Source organism: Caulobacter sp. ErkDOM-C, from assembly GCF_048541825.1.
Lineage (GTDB): Bacteria > Pseudomonadota > Alphaproteobacteria > Caulobacterales > Caulobacteraceae > Caulobacter.
Genome location: NZ_CP183332.1, coordinates 3,701,936 through 3,719,527, shown reverse-complemented (window position 1 = coordinate 3,719,527; position 17,592 = coordinate 3,701,936). Strand labels below are relative to the sequence as shown.

At 67.2% G+C, this 17,592-nt stretch carries 16 protein-coding genes and 1 pseudogene; 6 read left to right on the top strand and 11 right to left on the bottom strand.

The annotated features are described in order from the left end of the window. Positions 1-665: 665 nt before the first annotated feature. Positions 666-808, bottom strand: a pseudogene (locus tag ACN2C8_RS17990) (hypothetical protein); the annotation flags it as partial. 622 nt (positions 809-1,430) lie between these two features. On the opposite strand from ACN2C8_RS17990, the gene ACN2C8_RS17985 reads away from it, so the two are divergent. Continuing rightward, complete coding sequence (locus ACN2C8_RS17985; protein ID WP_419253403.1) at positions 1,431-2,168, top strand: hypothetical protein; 738 nt, start codon at positions 1,431-1,433, stop codon at positions 2,166-2,168. 98 nt (positions 2,169-2,266) lie between these two features. Here the strand turns inward: ACN2C8_RS17985 and ACN2C8_RS17980 are convergent, their stop codons facing one another. The 5 genes from ACN2C8_RS17980 to ACN2C8_RS17960 form a co-directional block, all read right to left on the bottom strand. After that, the gene (locus tag ACN2C8_RS17980) at positions 2,267-2,638 is read right to left on the bottom strand and encodes a VanZ family protein (protein ID WP_419253401.1); all 372 of its coding nucleotides are present in this window, start codon (positions 2,636-2,638) and stop codon (positions 2,267-2,269) included. A 73-nt stretch (positions 2,639-2,711) separates the two neighbouring features. Then, complete coding sequence (gene serA / locus ACN2C8_RS17975; protein ID WP_419255918.1) at positions 2,712-4,292, bottom strand: phosphoglycerate dehydrogenase; 1,581 nt, start codon at positions 4,290-4,292, stop codon at positions 2,712-2,714. Between the two features lie 129 nt (positions 4,293-4,421). Next, positions 4,422-5,609, bottom strand: a complete 1,188-nt coding sequence (locus tag ACN2C8_RS17970; protein ID WP_419253400.1) for a phosphoserine transaminase — start codon at positions 5,607-5,609, stop codon at positions 4,422-4,424. A gap of 134 nt (positions 5,610-5,743) precedes the next feature. Further along, on the bottom strand, positions 5,744-6,169 hold the full coding sequence (locus ACN2C8_RS17965; protein WP_419253399.1) for a hypothetical protein: 426 nt from the start codon (positions 6,167-6,169) through the stop codon (positions 5,744-5,746). Positions 6,170-6,233: 64 nt separating this feature from the next. Beyond that, positions 6,234-6,572 (bottom strand): hypothetical protein, encoded by a 339-nt coding sequence (locus ACN2C8_RS17960; RefSeq protein WP_419253397.1) that lies wholly within the window; start codon positions 6,570-6,572, stop codon positions 6,234-6,236. A gap of 166 nt (positions 6,573-6,738) precedes the next feature. On the opposite strand from ACN2C8_RS17960, the gene ACN2C8_RS17955 reads away from it, so the two are divergent. Both ACN2C8_RS17955 and ACN2C8_RS17950 read left to right on the top strand, forming a co-directional pair. Beyond that, positions 6,739-8,616: an ATP-binding protein gene (locus ACN2C8_RS17955; protein ID WP_419253396.1), complete on the top strand. Its 1,878-nt coding sequence runs from the start codon at positions 6,739-6,741 to the stop codon at positions 8,614-8,616. A 133-nt stretch (positions 8,617-8,749) separates the two neighbouring features. Next, positions 8,750-9,127 (top strand): hypothetical protein, encoded by a 378-nt coding sequence (locus ACN2C8_RS17950; RefSeq protein WP_419253395.1) that lies wholly within the window; start codon positions 8,750-8,752, stop codon positions 9,125-9,127. A 12-nt stretch (positions 9,128-9,139) separates the two neighbouring features. Here ACN2C8_RS17950 and ACN2C8_RS17945 read toward each other — a convergent pair whose 3' ends face one another. From ACN2C8_RS17945 to ACN2C8_RS17925, 5 genes are all read right to left on the bottom strand, one after another. After that, positions 9,140-9,961, bottom strand: coding sequence for a PhzF family phenazine biosynthesis protein (locus ACN2C8_RS17945; protein WP_419253394.1), 822 nt, complete (start codon positions 9,959-9,961; stop codon positions 9,140-9,142). Positions 9,962-10,167: 206 nt separating this feature from the next. Beyond that, a complete protein-coding gene (locus tag ACN2C8_RS17940; protein WP_419253392.1) occupies positions 10,168-10,749 on the bottom strand; it encodes a nucleotidyltransferase family protein in 582 nt (193 codons plus the stop codon). Then, a complete protein-coding gene (gene thiD / locus ACN2C8_RS17935) occupies positions 10,746-11,558 on the bottom strand; it encodes a bifunctional hydroxymethylpyrimidine kinase/phosphomethylpyrimidine kinase (RefSeq protein ID WP_419253391.1) in 813 nt (270 codons plus the stop codon). The genes ACN2C8_RS17940 and thiD overlap by 4 nt, the downstream gene beginning before the upstream one ends. A 929-nt stretch (positions 11,559-12,487) precedes the next feature. Beyond that, positions 12,488-12,631: a hypothetical protein gene (locus ACN2C8_RS17930; protein WP_419255917.1), complete on the bottom strand. Its 144-nt coding sequence runs from the start codon at positions 12,629-12,631 to the stop codon at positions 12,488-12,490. Positions 12,632-12,687: 56 nt separating this feature from the next. Next, complete coding sequence (locus tag ACN2C8_RS17925; protein ID WP_419253390.1) at positions 12,688-13,866, bottom strand: citrate synthase family protein; 1,179 nt, start codon at positions 13,864-13,866, stop codon at positions 12,688-12,690. A gap of 75 nt (positions 13,867-13,941) precedes the next feature. On the opposite strand from ACN2C8_RS17925, the gene ACN2C8_RS17920 reads away from it, so the two are divergent. From ACN2C8_RS17920 to rfaE1, 3 genes are all read left to right on the top strand, one after another. Continuing rightward, positions 13,942-15,039, top strand: coding sequence for a citrate synthase/methylcitrate synthase (locus tag ACN2C8_RS17920; RefSeq protein ID WP_419253389.1), 1,098 nt, complete (start codon positions 13,942-13,944; stop codon positions 15,037-15,039). A gap of 72 nt (positions 15,040-15,111) precedes the next feature. Then, positions 15,112-16,041, top strand: a complete 930-nt coding sequence (locus ACN2C8_RS17915) for a cation diffusion facilitator family transporter (RefSeq protein WP_419253388.1) — start codon at positions 15,112-15,114, stop codon at positions 16,039-16,041. 37 nt (positions 16,042-16,078) lie between these two features. Continuing rightward, the gene (gene rfaE1 / locus ACN2C8_RS17910) at positions 16,079-17,536 is read left to right on the top strand and encodes a D-glycero-beta-D-manno-heptose-7-phosphate kinase (RefSeq protein ID WP_419253387.1); all 1,458 of its coding nucleotides are present in this window, start codon (positions 16,079-16,081) and stop codon (positions 17,534-17,536) included. Positions 17,537-17,592 lie beyond the last annotated feature (56 nt).

The window sequence follows — 17,592 nt, the reverse complement described above, 5'->3', positions numbered from 1 at the left end:
GCCGGCCGATGCCGGAAGCGGACTGGGTGATTGTCTGCTCGGGGTGGTGAGCGGACGTTGCGCGAGCGGGACAAAGCGAACAAGAACGCGCATGGCTCAGGATCTCTTCGTTTTCCTCGCGCAGGGAGTCGCTAGTGAACTCTCCGGCTATCGTGCAGGAGCTCGACACGCCTTGTTACTGTACTCGACGGGCCTGAGCTTGGAGAGCGCCCAGCAATCTGCGGTGACCTTCGCGCAAGATAACGGATGGCTACACGTCGAAGCTCAGCGGTCTAAGGCCACCAGCAGCGATACGGATCTCATATCCGATGCAACGCTGAGAGCCGCCGCTGAGTCCGCCGTCCGGTCAGGCCAAGGCCTCGTTGTCTATCAGAGCGAATTAGCACCTGACGCTTGACGTCCGAAGGTCCGACTCGGGCGAAAATAGTCTTTGGCTCATTGCCAACAAGCGGACGCCCCGCGTCCCGCTCACCCTTAAATCTCTTGGAGGCTGCAGCGTGCTGGTCTGGAAAGGTCAGTCAAGGACGGCTTCGCCGCCGCGGAGCGGCCGCCCGCAGGGCGGTCCTTGAGTGACCTTTCCAGACCAGCGATCGTCTCACCGTGAGATTTAGGGATGGCTCTCTTCGGCGCGAAGGGGTGCGGGACGCCGCTCTAATAGATCACCGTCATTCCCGCCCTTGTGGCGGGAACCCCTGGTTTAGCTGACACGTGAAGCGCCAGCGAAGTGCGCGCGCACTTCGCCCCTCCCGCACCTGCGGCGGATAGAGGGGTTCCCGCCACAAGGGCGGGAATGACGGTGGAGTATGGGGATAGGTGGCGCCCAATCCCCGTTCTTGCCAAGGTCGAGTTCAACGAAATCAACGGCTTGTAAAATAGTTGATCGCGCCAATCCTCGGCGCTGAAACCCGCTGCATAATCACAGCTGTCCCCGTCGCAGGGGGAGGCGCCTGGATCCGGCCCAACAGCGGCGATGGGGATGGAGCTGAGCGGGGCCGCGCGGTCACGCGGCGAGGACGAAGGTGGTCTGTTCGTTGGATAGATCCGGGACCACCGGAAGGCTCGTCGGAGGAACAGCGTGGAGCAACAGGGCGAGGGATCGTAAACCCGCCTATCGCGCATCGTCGGGGGTCGAGACGGTTAGCCGATTGACCTTGGTGCGCGCCCGTACGGGGGCTCTTGGGTATCAGAGCTGAAACACGCTCGCTTGGCCCAATCCTCACGCAAGAACAGCTTCTGCGAAGCGGACAGGTCGAGCCGAAACGCAAACAACACATCACGGTCATCCGGGGTCGTCCCGGCCGCTTCGCGCCTCCCCAACCCACTTGCGGCCGATTTCGGCGCGAGGCTGAGAAGCCGCGCGCCTCCGTCACAGGGTGTCCAAAAGCCAAGTTGTGCCAGACTGGTCACCAGCCCGATTCTGCGAGCCCGACATGAAGCCCGTGATCATCTTCCAGCCCGGCATGGCCGGCGATCTGCTCTTCATCCAGAAGATCGTCAAAACCTATGCCGCCGGCGGCCGCAGAGTGATCCTGCCGGTGCGCCAGACGCACCGCTGGGTCTATGACGCCCTGGTGATGCCGGACAATGTCGAGACCCCGACCCTCGAGCACGATTTCGAGTTTCGCGACGAGATCCTGTTCCTGGCCGACAAGATCGCGCTCAGCCCCATCGAGGCCAACGCCTACACGTTCCTGTCGCTGTTCTTCTCCTGGCGCTACGCCCCCGAACAGACCATGGACCTGAAATACCAGGTCTCCGGCGTCGAGATGGACGGCTGGGCCGATCACGTCACCCTGCGCCGCGATCTGGAAAAAGAAGAGCGGCTGTTTCGCGAACTGGGCCTGGACGACGGCGTGCCCTATGCCCTGATCAACGAGACCTGCAGCTCTCGCACCATTCCCTTTCCGCACCGGGCGCCGGAAAAGGAAGTCCGCTTACGGATGGTTGAGGGCTACACCCTGATTGACTGGAGCACGGTGATCGAACGCGCCGCGCGGATCGCCACGGTCGACACCTCGATCGTCCTGCTCATCGAGGCGCTAAAAATCACCGGCAAGCCGCTGCATGTGGTGTCGCGCTATCAGCCGCCCAGCTTCCGTGAACTACAAAACGTCCTGAAGCTGGAGTGGCTGTTCTATTTTCTGCCCGAGCACCTAGCCTACAATTAGAGCATCGTGCGGAAAAGTGGATGCCGGTTTTCCGCAAAAACGATGCGAAAACAAAAAGCTAGAGCGAAGTGCGCGATTCTTGTACCGCGCGTTTCGCTCTAGGCGGCGGCCGGCATCGGCCTGGTCCAGGCGCGCAAGACGATCGGCCCAAACAGCGCCCCGATCCCGCAGGCGTCGGCCACCACGTCGCCAAACGCGGCGTCACGGCCGACCAGAGCCTGAACCACCTCGATGCCGACGCCAAAGGTCAAGAGAACCGCGCCGATGCGCCAGAAGCGACTGGCCGGCAGGGCGGCGACCGCCAGGGCGGTCAGCACATAGAAGGCGATGAAATGCTTGGCCTTGTCCCACGGAATGAAGGAGACGCCGCCGTCATCCGGCAGCACGGCCCGCCACAGGGTGAACAGCGACGCCGACACGAAGACGGCCAAGGCCAGGCGATTGACCTTGCGGTTCTGAAACAGCGACATGCCCTACCTTGAAACCCATTCATCATCCCGGGAACGGCGATTATGCCGCCCCAGGATGACGAAATCGCAAAGCCTAGAACGTCAGCGCGCGCGCTTCCTTGACGTGCGGCAGAGCCTGGATCTTGGCCAGAAGTTCGGCGCTCGGGGCCTGGTCGACGCCGACCAGGGCGATGGCGTCCTCGTCGGCCGACAGCCGGCCCAGGTTGAAGGTGGCGATGTTGACGCCCGCCTCGCCCAGCAGCATGCCCAGGGCGCCGATGAAGCCCGGCTTGTCGAGATTGTTGATGTAGAGCATGGCCGGCGAGAAGGCCGCGTCCAGCTCCATGCCCTTGACCTCGACGACGCGCGGGGCGCCGGCGATCACCGTGCCGGCAAAGGCGCGCTTGCCCTTTTCGGTGGTGATGGTGATACGCATCAGGCTGTCGTAGGTGGGGCTGACCTCCTGGCGGCTCTCGGAGACGGTGATGCCGCGCTCCTTGGCCACGGCCGGCGCGGAGACCATGTTGATCTCGGCCAGCATCGGCTTGAGAATCCCGGCCAGCGCCGCCGAGGTCATCGGCTTGACGTTGAGATTGGCGACCTCGCCCTCATAGGCGATGTCGATGGCCTTGATGCCGAAGTCGACCATCTGGCCGGCCAGGGCCCCAATCTTTTCCGCCAGGGCCACAAACGGCTTCAGCTTGGGGGCCTCTTCAGCCGTGATCGACGGGCTGTTCAGGGCGTTGGTGACAGCGCCGGTCAGCAGATAGTCACTCATCTGCTCGGCGACCTGCAGGGCGACGTTTTCCTGGGCTTCGTTGGTGCTGGCGCCCAGGTGCGGGGTGGCCACGACGCGGTCCGAACCGAACAGCGGGTTTTCCTTGGCCGGCTCGGTGACGAACACGTCAAAGCCCGCGCCGCCGACATGGCCGCTGTCGAGCAGGGCGCGCAGGGCGACCTCGTCGACCAGACCGCCGCGGGCGCAGTTGACGATCAGCACGCCCTTCTTGGTCTTGGCCAGGTTCTCGGCCGACAGGATGTTGCGGGTCTTGTCGGTCAGCGGGGTGTGCAGGGTGATGACGTCGGCGCGGGCCAGCAGGTCTTCCAGCTCGACCTTCTCGACACCCATCTCGATGGCGCGCTCGGGCGACAGGAACGGGTCGTAGGCGACGACCTTCATCTTCAGGCCCAGGGCCCGGTCGGCGACGATGCCGCCGATATTGCCGGCCCCGATCAGGCCCAGGGTCTTGGCGTACAGCTCCACACCCATGAAGCGGTTCTTTTCCCACTTGCCGGCCTGGGTGCTGGCGTCGGCCGCCGGCAGCTGGCGGGCCAGGGCGAACATCATGGCGATGGCGTGCTCGGCCGTGGTGATCGAGTTGCCGAACGGGGTGTTCATCACCACCACGCCCTTGGCGGTGGCGGCGGGGATGTCGACATTGTCGACGCCGATGCCGGCCCGGGCGATGACCTGCAGCTTGTGGGCGGCGGCGATGACGTCCTTGTCGAGCTTGGCGCCCGAGCGGATGGCGATGCCGTCATAGTCGCCGATGACGGCGATCAGTTCGTCTTTCGACAGACCGACCTTGATGTCGAAATCGACGCCGCGGTTCTTGAAGATGTCGACGGCGGCGGGGCTGAGCTTGTCAGCGATGAGAACGCGGGGAGCCATGATGAGGTGTCCGATCCTGGAGAGCCGGCCCCGTCCTTCGACGGATTTCGGGCGGCGGCTGCGATGGGGGGGTCTGAAACCCCCGTCCCGAACAGGTCGAGGGACGAGGATTCCAGTCGTGTTGGGAGGTGTTTAGGCGGCGACCAGCTCGGCGCAGACGGTGGCGAAGGCCCAGTCCAGCCAGGGGGGCAGAGCTTCCAGATCCGAAGCCTCGACTGTGGCGCCGCACCAGATGCGCAGCCCGGCCGGGGCGTCGCGATAGCCGCCGATATCGAGGGCGGCGCCCTCTTTCTCGAGCAGGCTGGCCAGCTTCTTGGCGAAGTCGGCCTGGGCGTCTTCGGGCAGGGCGGCGATCGCGGGATCGACGACCTTGAGGCACACCGAGGTGTTGGAGCGGATGTCCGGCGTGGCGGCCAGGAAATCGACCCACGGGGTCTTGGCCACCCAGTCGGCGATGACTGCCAGGTTCTGGTCGGCACGCGATTGCATGCCTTCCAGACCGCCTATGGACGAGGCCCATTTCAGGGCGTCCAGGGCGTCTTCGACGCAGAGCATCGAGGGGGTGTTGATGGTCGCACCCTCAAAGATATCGAGGGAAACCGTGTTGCCCCCATCCTTGTTGGCCTTGGTCATGCGGAACAGCTTGGGCATCGGCCAGGCCGGCGTGTAGCTCTCGAGGCGAGCCACGGCGCGGGGCGACAGGATCAACACGCCATGCGCGCCTTCGCCGCCGAGCGCCTTTTGCCAGGAGAAGGTCACGACATCCAGCTTGGTCCAGTCCAGGTCCTGGGCGAAGGCGGCGCTGGTGGCGTCGCAAATGGTGATGCCTTCACGGTCGGCCGAGATGAAGTCGGCGTTCGGGACGCGAACGCCCGAGGTGGTGCCGTTCCAGGTGAAGACCAGATCCTTGGCCGGATCGACCTTGGACGTATCAGGCAGCTGGCCATAGGGGGCGTCGAGCACCTCGACATTGGGCAGCTTCAGTTGCTTGGTCACATCGGTGACCCAGTCCTTGCCGAAGGACTCGAAGGCCATCAGTTGCACGGGGCGGGCGCCCAGCATCGACCACATCGCCATTTCGACGGCGCCGGTGTCGGAGCCGGCGACGATGCCGATCAGGAAGTCAGCCGGAACTTCCAGCACTTCGCGGGTCTGGTCGATGGCGGCCTTGAGGCGCGCCTTGCCCAGCTTGGAGCGGTGCGAGCGACCGAGCACGGCATTTCTAAGGTTTTCGGGGGTCCAGCCGGGCCTTTTGGCACACGGGCCGGAAGAGAACTCGGGGCGAGCCGGGCGTTGCGCCGGCTTGGCGAGGGTGGTCATAGCGATGTCTCCCATCCTTACAGATGGACAGCGCCCCGTTGGGGGGGCGTGGCCCGCCGGCGAGAAACGCCGTTTCAGGCCCAAAGGCAAGGAGAGATTTGTCGCGGGCGGCGGGTTTTCCCCACGGCCCGGCACTATTTGACCCTGGGACTCCGATACCGAAGCGCGGACAGGATCGTCGCGGCCAGGATGATCAACAGGATCGCGAAGGTGTTGAAGTTATTGATGGCGCGATACAAATAGTCGTGCGGCTTTTCGCCGACCAGATAATAGGCGTGCAGGCTGAACTGGATCGCTTGCAGAATCATTGCCAAGCCAAGCCAGGGACTCAAATAGCGCATGGCCACGATCAGGAAACCTACCGCGAGAGCCGCTTCGCCCATCAACAAGACCAAGGCTTGAAGTTCGGCCGGCACGAGAAAATGAATCCCTGCAACAAACAGATTGCCAACGAGGATCATTGTCGCGCCCCAGCGCTCAGCAGGGCCGCCACGCGACCAAGCCAAAAGCACTGTTGCGACCGACAGTATCCAGAGCAGCGGCGCGATAAGCTGTAACATGTCAAAGGCCCCTAACTCACATTAGGGGCCTCGCGAAGTTAAAGTATTGCAACGTTCGCGGGAGTTAACCCACTTCGCGCAGGTCTGCGGCCTCTCCGCGAACGCCGTCCTTCGACTTGTCCTCGATGCCGATCAGCTTCGTACGGATGCCGATGCGAAGCTTCACATCGTTGAGTTCATTGTGCATTTCGACCATGGCCGAGCGGGCTTCGCCCAGAGCGGCCAGAGCTTCGACCAGCTTGGCGCTGGCGCGGTCGCCGACCACGGCCGACAGGCCGATGTCCTTGCGGGCGCGAAGCATGTCCGCCATCAGCTCGGCGGCTTCGACCATGGCCGCGTCAACGGCGTTTTCCGTCGCGAACAGCTTGGTCGCGATGCGTTGTGCAACAAAAACCTTGTCCATGCCCATCTCCCGTTAAGAACCTGTCAATTAAGGTAAACGAAGTCTTAACGAGTGTGCAATCAGAAACACGTCTTAGCGTTGTTTTGCCGCGCTATCTGACCGGCTTGGAAGCGAAGCGTTAGGGAGATGCCCCCAAAATGGGTCTTGGCATTCACCCGGGCTCCCCATGTCTGATCCGCTGCGCAGCACCGACGCTCGAACGCACGTCCCCCTCCAGGCGCGAATCGCCGGTGTGGCGCTGATCACCACGATCATCGCCCTGGTCGCCGCCTGCGCCTGCTTCATGGTCCAGCAATGGAGCGTGGCGCGGCAGGAGGCCCGGGCCAATCATCAGGTTCTGACCCAGATGGTCGCGGCGGGCGCCGCCGCGCCGCTGGCCGCTGGTGACGTGGTCGGCGTCCGCAACGCCCTGGCCGCCGTCGCAAACGCGCCGCACGTGGCGGGCGTGCAGATTTCCGACCTGCGCGGCCGCGTGATCGCCCACCTTGGCGCCGCGCCCGAGGCTGGAAAAGCGACACAGACGGTCGAGAAGAAGATCCTGCTGGACGGCCGGCAGATCGGAACCCTGGCCCTGGTGGCCCGCGAACCGCGGCTGGAACAGATCCTGGCCCGCGACCTGGCCCTGACCGGCACGCTGTTCTTCGGCTCGGCGGGGCTTGCGATCCTGCTGGCCAACGGTCTGGCGCGCCGCATGACCCGTCCGATGCAGCGCCTGACCGAGGCCATGCAGACCGTGGCCGCCGACGGACGCTTCCGCCCCGTCGAGCAGACCAGCGAGGATGACGTCTTTCAGAGCCTGACCGAAAGCTTCAACCAGCTGGTCAGCCGGCTGGAGATCAATGACCAGGACCTTCGCGGAGCCATGGCCGAACTGGTCAAGGCGCGCGATGCGGCCAACGCCGCCAATGTTCTGAAATCCCACTTCTTGGCCAATATGAGCCACGAGATTCGCACGCCGCTGAACGGCGTTCTGGCCATGGCCGAGGTCATGGCGATGGATGAGCTCAAGCCCGCCCAGCAAGAGCGCCTGTCGGTGATCCGCGAGTCGGGCGGCCTCCTGCTGGCCGTGCTGAACGATGTGCTCGATCTCTCGAAGATCGAGGCCGGCCGTCTGGACCTGGCAGCCGAGAACTTCGACCTGGCCGCCTTGGCCGTCTCTCTGCGCGACAGCTTCGCCGGCGAAGCGCGTGACAAGGGACTGGCCTTTGAAGTCGCGGTGGCCGCAGAAGCCCAGGGCGTCTGGCGCGGCGATGTTGACCGCCTGCGGCAGATCCTCGGCAACCTGATCTCCAATGCCCTGAAGTTCACCCCGGCTGGCGCGGTGGCCGTGCGGTTCGCCTCCGCCGAGGATGGCTCGGGCCTTCGGATCGATGTCGCTGACACCGGTATCGGCATCCCGGCCGAGATGCAGCCGCGACTGTTTGACAAGTTCGTCCAGGCCGACAGCTCGCTGACCCGCCAGTTCGGCGGCTCGGGTCTGGGCCTGGCGATCTGCCGCGAGTTGGCCACCCTGATGGGCGGCGGGATCGCCGTGCAGAGCCGCGAGGGCCAGGGCTCCACGTTCACCGTAGTGCTCTCCATGCCGCGGGGCGACGCCGCGGCCACCGTCGCCGAGGCGATAGCCACCCCCGCAGCGGCCCCTCGCACCCGTCCTCGCGTGCTGGCCGCCGACGATAATCCGACCAATCAGAAGGTCATCACCGCCGTCCTGGCTCCGCTGGGCGCCGAGGTCGAACTGGTCTCCGACGGCGCGGCCTGTGTCGAGGCCTGGAAGCGCGGCGGACACGACATCATCCTGATGGACATCCACATGCCGATCATGGACGGCGTCGAGGCCGCCAGGACCATCCGCGAACTGGAACGGGCCGAAGGCCGCGCCCGCACGCCGATCGTGGCGGTCACGGCCAACGCCCTGGCCCATCAGGTCGAGGGCTATCTGGCCGCCGGCATGGACGGCCACGTCGCCAAGCCGATCGAAGTGACCAAGCTCTATGCAGCCATCGAAGCGGCCATGACCGCCGCGCGGCTCGCCGACGCGGCCTGAAGGCGGCTCGCCAGGATTTTCCCAACCTGAACGCCAGACAACGAGCGGCTCAGAACCGCTTCAGGCTCGGCATAGTTTCTTGAGGTCAACGTCACCCACCCGGGCGACGGAGTTTTTCAAGAGGAACCGACCGATGAAAAAGATCCTTCTTTCGATCACGGCGGTCTCGGCCCTGGCGGCCGCCACCGTTGTCCCCGCTGTTGCGTCCGCCCAGTCCTTCGATCACCGCCAGGACCGCCTGGAGCGCCGCATTGACCAAGGTCTGCGCAACGGCTCGCTGAGCCGTGGCGAAGCCTACCGCCTCAACGTCCAGCTGCGCGAAACCGCCCGCCTGGAGTACCGCTATCGTCGCGATGGCCTGAGCGGCTGGGAACGCGCCGACCTGGATCGTCGCTTCGACCGCATCAGCGCGGCCATCCGCTACGAGCGTCACGACCGCGACTATGGCTCGGGCTACGGCCGCGACCGCGACTACCGCGATCACCGCGACGACTATCGCCCGCGCTGGTAATCCCGACGCCGGTCAGACCGGCTCCAGACGGAGCCGGCTTTCCACTACCGTAAAGCCGCGGCCGCGCAACAGAACGCGCGCGCCGCGGCTTTCGCAGTCCAGGTCTCCGCCTCGCCCGGGATAGGCCTGATGGAAGCTCAGAGCCTCCCGCCCCAGCCGTTCGCCAAACAGCGGCATCAGCATGCAGTGGGCCGAGCCCGTCGTCGGATCCTCGGGAATGCCGCAGCCCGGCGCGAAGAAACGGCTGACCACCTGATAGGACCGGCCCGGATCGGCCAGGGCCACGGCCACGATCTGGCCCGGACCCCCCGTAGCCTCGCCGCCAATCAGCTTCACCTGCGCCTGATCCGGCGTCAGGGCACGGATAGTCGCCTCGTCCTTCATCACCGCGATCAGATACATGCCGGCCCAGACTTCGACCGGCGCGGCGCCCAGGGCCTCGGTCAGGCCTTCGGGAAGCGAGGTCCTGCGTGGCGGATCGGCGGGAAAATCCATCTCCAGACGCTCGCCGTCGCGACGCACGGTCAGGGAGCCGGCCTGGGTGTCGAAGGTCAGCAGCGGCGCCTCCACGCCCAACTCGAAGAACAGCGCATGGGCCGCCGCCAGGGTGGCGTGGCCGCAGATCGGCGCCTCGACGGTGGGCGTGAACCAACGCAAGCCAAAGCGCGCCGGATCGGCGGTCTTCAGCAGGAACGAGGTCTCGGCCTGGTTGTTCTCACCCGCCATCGCCTGCATCCAGGCCGTTGACGGCCAGGCGGCGAAGGGTTCAACCACACAGGCGGGATTGCCCTTGAAGGGCGCAGAGGCGAAGGCGTCGATGGTCCACTGGCGCATGGGGCGGATCTTTCAGAGGAAGGCGCCGACAGGGCTAATTCGGATTGATCCACAGATCAAAGACAACATTGTCATGGTGACAATCTACGATCTGTCATCCCGGACGAGCCCGGCGAAGGCCGGCTGGAGATCCGGGACCGCCGGAAGCGCGGCGCTCAGGCGTCGGTCCCGGATCAGCGCGCGACGCGCTTGTCCGGGATGACATCCTATTCCACCGTGATCTCCGGCCAGCGCGCCTGGGCCGAGCCCGTGGTCCGTTCCCAGCCGCCGGCGCCCTTCAGCCGCAAGGGATTGGGCCGCAGATGCATCGCAAACAGGTCGTCCAGCCCGAACGGCGCAAAGACGCTCAGCGTGTCATCAGCCTCCATCCGCACGCCCACGCAGAAGGCGGTGGCCACGAAACGCTTCAGCGCGGCGGCGCTGTTTTCCAGCGGCGGATAGGGCTCGTCGGCCCCGAACTTCTTTTCGAACCAGAGATGCACCCGGGCCTGGTTGCGCACCTCGACCAACTCGCGCAGCGGCGGCTCAAAGGCGGCGGCCACGCGCTGGATCACGACATCCTCGGCCTCGTAGGCGGTGTCGGAGGCGTCGTGATAGGCGACGTCATAGTCCTTGATCCCGTAGTCGGGCGCGCGGCCGGTCAGGTGGTTCCAGACCGGCTGGTAGATGGCGCCGGAAAAGATCATCGCATCGGGCAGATCCAGATCCCGAACGACGCGCAGCACCTGCATCGTGGTCGGTACGCCGTGGACGATGTCGATCAGGCGGGCTTCCAGGGAACCGGTCATTTGCGCAGCATCCATCCGTGATCCAGAGGGCCATGCCCCTGGCCGAAGCCGGGCGCGTGCAACATCGCCTCATGCACATAGTTCCAGGCCCGCGCCACCGCCTGTTCCAGCGGCAGGCCCTGGGCCAGTCCCGTCGCGCAGGCGCTGGCCAGGGTGCAGCCGGTGCCGTGGGTGTGGCGCGTGTCGATCCGCTCGCCCTCGAAGGTGGTTTCACCGGCCGGGGTCATCAGCACGTCGATCATCCGGTCCCCCTCGATGTGCCCCCCCTTCATCAGCACCGCCCGGGCGCCCATGGCCAGCAAGGCGTCGCCGGCCCGGCGCAGGTCGTCGGTGGTTTCGACGCTCAGGCCCGTCAGGGCCGCGGCCTCGGGAGCGTTGGGGGTCAGCAGGGCGGCGCGGGGGATCATCAGGCTCTTGACCGCCCCGATCGCCGCATCGGCCAGCAGGCTGGCCCCGCCCTTGGCCACCATCACCGGATCGACGACCACCGGGATGCCGCCCGCCTTGGCCGCATATTCCAGAATGACGGCCACCGTCTCGACCACCCCGACATCGCCCAACATGCCGGTCTTGATGGCGTCGGCCCCGATGTCTTCGAGCACGGCGCGGGCCTGGGCGGCGATGATCTCCAGCGGGATCGGATGCACGCCGGTGACGCCCAGGGTGTTCTGCACCGTCACGGCGGTGATGGCCGTGGCCGCATAGCCGCCCAGGGCGGTGATGGTCTTGATGTCGGCCTGAATGCCCGCGCCGCCGCCGGAATCCGATCCGGCGATGACGAGAACGCGGCCTTGATGAGCGTGGGTCATGACGGCAGTCCTAAGGGGGAATCGGCGAGGTGCGAAGAGGGCGGCGTCACTTGCCAGTCTGGCGGACAAAGCTTCTCAGCCTCGCGCTTTCGCTGCGATGGCGATGGGAAGGGTCACGGAGCGTCCGGGCCTCGCCCGGAGGAGGGGGATAGTGAATACCGTTTCGACGAAGACAGACGCTCCGCGCAGCCGTTATCCGATGAGCCCTCGGGGCGCGGGGTTTTAACCCGCTTCCGACGTTAGGCCCCCGACGGGCAGGATGTTGGCGCACCCTGGACCGCACGAGCGATTTCAGCCCGTGCCTGTTGCGCGCCGCCGGCCCGTCGCAGAGGGATTGATCCAGAAGCCCGATCCGAGGCGCCCGCCTTCCCTGGAGGGACAGGCCACGCCTCGCAAACCGGGCGAACAGGGCCCAGAGCGACAGCCGACGGAACACGCCCCGCTCGACCACCCCCCAAAGCCCATCAGGTCGCCGGCCGACGTCCCTTCCCTTGCCTCGGGGTGAGATAAGTATGCGGGCGGTTTGAGCGCGTCTGATTGGCGCGATCAACTATTTTACAAGTAGTTGATTGGGCTGAGGTTTGTTCTTGAAACTACGGGGATATAGAGCGGTGCATCCCCGTACGCCCGGCCCTCTCCCAGAGGGAGAGGGAGGGACCCACGCTTGCGTGGGAGGGTGAGGGGTTACACCGCTGGCCGTCCTGGCGCCCGAAGGCCCTGCCCTGTCCGGACGGGCTTCGCAAACCCCTCATCCTTCCACGCCTGCGGCGCGGGCCCCTCCTTCTCCCTATGGGAGAAGGGTTCGATCTGGGCGCCCCGCCCGCCTTCGCGCCGAAGGGAGCCATCCTTAAATCTCACGGCGAGACGATCGCCGGAGTGGAAAGGGCAAAGCGTGCTTTCGACCCATTGCTGACCTAAATCCCTCTCCTTTAGGGAGAGGGAGGGGCCCGCCGCGAAGTGGTGGGAGGGTGAGGGGTTACGAGGCTTGACGGCGTGCCGGCACTCCGTCGAACGCCGTAACCCCTCACCCCAACCCTCTCCCTATGGGAGAGGGAGCAATGTCCGCAAACCACCCTTCTCAGACCTTCGGACCGACCGCTTCCCGCGCCGACAGCCTGCACCGCCGCCTTCACGCCTGTCCTGCCCCCCCGCCAGCCCCCGCAACCAGCGCCTCGCCCACATACCGCGCCCGGGGCCGGATCAACCGCCCCGTCTGCCCCTGCTCGATCGCATGGGCCAGCCACCCGGCCGTGCGCGCCACGGCGAACAGGATGAACGGCGCATCGGTCGGCAGGGCCAGGGCCCGGGCCAGACTCACCAGCGCAAAATCGATGTTCGGCAGCTGCCCCGTCGCGGCTTCCGTCTCCCGCCGCAGATCCGCCAGCAGGGCGGGCGGCGTGAAGGCTTCCAGCAGCGCTCGCGCCCGGGGATCCCCATCCGGATAGAGCGGATGCCCAAAGCCGGGCATCGAAGATCCCTGCGCCAGGCGCGCGCTCACGGCCCTGGCGGGTCCCGTCCGATCGGCCTCGGCGACAAAGGCCTCGACCCGCGCGGCCATGCCGCCGTGCAGCGGGCCCGACAGGGCGCAGAGTCCGGCCAGGGCGGCGGCCGATAGCGACGCCCCGGTCGAGGCCGCGACCCGCGCCGCGAAGGTCGAGGCGTTCAGTTCGTGGTCGGCCAGCAGCACCAGCGCCGTTCGCAGCTGGTCGGCGCCCGCCGCGTCGACGCCCCAGGCCCGCGCCAGCCGCTGATGGGCGGGACCTTCGGTCACCTCGCCCGCCGCCGCGTCGACCACGGCGTCGAGCAGGCTGGCGGCTTCCATGGCTAGGGCCAGCGGCGCGCGGCCTCTTGCCGGCGCTTCCGTCCCCGCCCGCAGCGCCAGGGCGTTGAACAGCCGGGCGCGCGCGGTTTCGCCGGCCACGACATCCCCCGCCCGCGCCGCCTTCAGCGCCGCGCCATGGCCGCCGCGCAGCAGCCGCGCCGTCTGTTCCAGCGTGTGGTCTTGCGCCAGCACCGTCGCGTCGCGGCCGCGATACCAGAGCCTGCCGCCCGCCACCGTGGTGATCGCCGAGGCCAGCACCGGCTCGCCCCAGGCGATAGCCTCGGCCGCCACATCGGCCGCGCGACGACCCCGGGCCTTGCGGGCGTGCAGGGCGGCGACGTCGGAGGCGCGATACAGGCTGCGGCGCGGGTCATCCGGATGGGCGGCGGCCTCGATCCGGCCCCGGCTGACATAGGCGTAGAGGGTCTGGGGCCGGATCCCCAGCCGTTCCAGCACCTGTTCCGCGTCCAGCCAGTCGTTCGCCATATAGATTGATTATATTGATCAAGATTGACGATCAAGCGCGCCGAGCGCGAATTGCCGGCCGAAAGGAGACCTCAAATGTCGCAAGGTCTTGCCCATGGGCTTGAAGGCGTGATCGCCGCCCACACCGTTTTGTCCGACGTCGACGGCGCCCACGGCCGTCTGGTCATCCGCGGCTACGCCGTCGAGGACCTGGCCGGCCACACCACCTTCGAGCAGGCCGCCCACCTGCTGTTCGACGGCTTTTTCGACGAGGCACCGGCCGATCTGGCGCCCGCGCTGGGCGCCGCGCGGGTCAAGGTGTTCGCCGAGGTCGGGGCGCTGGATGAGGCCCTGGCCAAACGCGATCCGGTCGAGGCCATGCGCGCCCTGCTGGCCCGCCTGTCCGACGGCGATGACCTCGCCACCGCCCTGCTGCTGCTGGCCGCGCCGGCCGTCTTCACCCCCGCCGTGCTGCGCGTCGCCGCCGGCCAGACCCCCGTCGCGCCCGATCCCGCCCTGTCGCACGCCGCCGACATCCTGCGGATGACCCGCGGCCAGCCGGCCAGCGACGCCGAGACCAAGGCGTTGGACGCCTATCTGGTGACGGTCTGCGACCATGGCCTCAATGCCTCGACCTTCGCGGCCCGCGTGATCGCCTCGACCCGCGCGGGCCTGACCTCGGCGGTGCTGGGCGGGATCTCGGCCCTGAAGGGGCCGCTGCACGGCGGCGCGCCGGGGCCGGTGATCGACATGCTGGACGCCATCGGCAGCCCGGAAAACGCCCGGCCCTGGCTGGAAAAGGCCCTGGCGCGCGGCGACCGGCTGATGGGCTTTGGCCACCGCATTTATCGCGTCCGCGATCCCCGCGCCGACGCCCTGAAGGCCGCCGTGCGCCAGCTGTCGGACGCCTCCCGCGCCCTGCCCGGCCGCGTGGCCTTCGCCGAGGCCGTCGAGCAGGCGGCGCTGCAGATCCTGCGCGAGCGCAAGCCCGACCGGCCGCTGGACACCAATGTCGAGTTCTATACCGCCCTGCTGCTGGAGGCTCTGGGCCTGCCGCCGTCCAGCTTCACCTGCGTGTTCGCCATGGGCCGCACGGCCGGCTGGATCGCCCATGCCCGCGAGCAGCTAGCGGGCGGCAAGCTGATCCGGCCGCAATCGGTCTATGTGGGGCCCGGTGTGCGGCAGGCCGCTTGACGGCAAGGCGAGAACGACTCGCGCGAGTCGTTCTCGCTGGGGCGCAGCCGCGTCGCTTGTTAAGGAGGCGGCATGAGCCTCTCCGCCCTGTCGCCTGAAACCCAGGCCCTGACCCGTCGCGTCACCGCTCTGTCGGTGGCCGTCGCGGCTGTGCTGATCGTGGTCAAGACCCTGGCCTGGCTGGCCAGCGGCTCGGTGGCCATGCTGGCCTCGCTGTCGGACTCAGGCCTGGACCTGATCGCCTCGCTGATCACCTTCTTCGCCGTGCGCTATGCGGCCGAGCCGCCGGACGCCGAGCACCGCTTCGGCCACGGCAAGGCGGAAGCCTTTTCCAGCCTGATGCAGGGCGGCCTGGTCTTCGCCTCCGGCGCCCTGATCGGCCAGGAAGCCATCCGGGCGATGTTCAATCCGCGTCCGGTCGAGCAGGGCCTGCTGGCCATGGCGGTGATGGTCGTCTCGATCGCCCTGACCCTGGCCCTGATCATCGCCCAGTCGAAGGTGCTGAAATCGACCGGCTCGATCGCGGTCTCGGGCGACCGGGCCCACTATGCGGCCGATCTGGGCTCCAACGCCGTCGCCCTGGTCGGGATCGGCGCGGCCTCTTTCCTGGGCATCGGCTGGATCGACGCCGTCGCCGGCCTGATCGTCGCCCTGTGGCTGATCTGGGGCGCGATCGGCGTGTTCCGCGAAGCCGCCAGTCAGCTGATGGACCGCGAACTGCCCGACGAGGACCGCAAGCGCATCGTCGCCCTGACCACCGAGGATCCGCGCGTGCTGGGCGTGCACCAGCTGCGCACCCGCGCCTCGGGGCCCTATGTCCACATGCAGATGCACGCCGACCTCGAGGCCGGGATCTCGCTGGCCGAGGCCCACACCATCATGGTCAATGCCGAGAACCGGCTGCTGGAGGCCTTTCCGGCCGCCGACATCATCATCCACCCCGACCCCCGGGGTAAGGCCGAGACCCACGGCGGGCTGTTCGCCGAAGCCCATCACGGCTAGTAAGCGCCAGATCTTTTTCGAGACGAGCCGCCGCCGCATGGACGACACCCTGGCCCAACTGCCCCATGCCTTCGCCGGCAAGACCGTGCTGGTGCTGGGCGACGTGATGCTGGACCGCTTCATCTACGGCGCCGTCGACCGCATCTCGCCCGAGGCCCCGGTGCCGGTGATCGCCGTCGAGCGCGAGACGGCCATGCTGGGCGGCGCGGGCAATGTGGCCCGCAATGTCGCGGCCCTGGGCGGGCGGGCCGTGCTGATCGGCCTGATCGGAAACGACGACGCCGGCCGCGCCCTGACCGCCATGCTGGACGACGAGGCGGGGGTCGAGGCCCATCTGGTCAGCGACCCCGGGCGTCGCACGACCGAAAAGGTCCGCTACATCTCCGGCTCGCACCAGATGCTGCGGGTCGACCGCGAGGATCGCGGCCCCGCTGAACCCGTCGCCCTGCTGGCCGCCTTCAACCAGCGCCTGGCCGCCGCCGACGTGGTGGTGCTGTCGGACTACGCCAAGGGCGTGCTGACCGACGCCGTGACCCGCGCCGCCATCGACGCCGCCCGCGCCGCCGGCAAGCCGGTGATCGTCGACCCCAAGAGCCGCAACCTGGCCCGCTATGACGGCGCGACCCTGGTCAAGCCCAACCGCAAGGAAGCAGCCGAGGCCACCGGCGTCACCGACGACAGCGACGAAGCCTCCGAAGACGCCGGCGCGGCGATCCTGGCCATGGCGCCGTGCCTTGACGCATCCCTGATCACCCGGGGCGGCGCGGGCATGACCCTCAGCGTGCGCGGCCAGCCGCCCGTGCATCTGCCGGCCACCGCCGTCGAGGTGTTTGACGTCTCCGGCGCAGGCGACACCGTGGCCGCCACCCTGGCCCTGGCCGTCGCGGCCGGCGCCACCTTGGCCGACGCCGCCCGCCTGGCCAATCTCGCCGCCGGGCTTGTCGTGGCCAAGCTGGGCACCGACGTGGTCACCGCCGCCGAACTGACCGCTCTCGCGCGCTCGGAAGCGGGCGCGCCGGCCGAGGTCAAGATCGCCGACCTGCCTCACGCCCTCGAGATCGTCGCCGGCTGGCGGGCGCGCGGCCAGACCGTGGGTTTCACCAATGGCTGTTTCGACCTGCTGCATCCCGGACACGTGTCGCTGCTGCACCAGTCCAGGGCCGCGTGTGACCGGCTGATTGTGGGCCTCAACACCGACGCCTCGGTCTCCAAACTGAAAGGGCCAACCCGGCCGGTTCAGAAGGAACACGCCCGCGCTGTGGTCCTGGCCTCGCTGTCATCGGTGGATCTGGTCGTGCTGTTCGACGAGGACACCCCGCTGAACCTGATCCAGGCCTTCCGCCCCGATGTGCTGGTCAAGGGCGCCGACTACACCGTCGAGACCGTTGTCGGCTCCGACGTGGTGCTGGGCTATGGCGGCAGGGTGCTGCTGGCCGACCTCAAGCAAGGCCAGAGCACCACCGCCCTGATCGGCCGAATGAACGCCAAGGCTTAAGCTTCACCGGTCTAAAATGCCGCATAAACACCTGCTTTGCTTGGGTTAACAGTGTT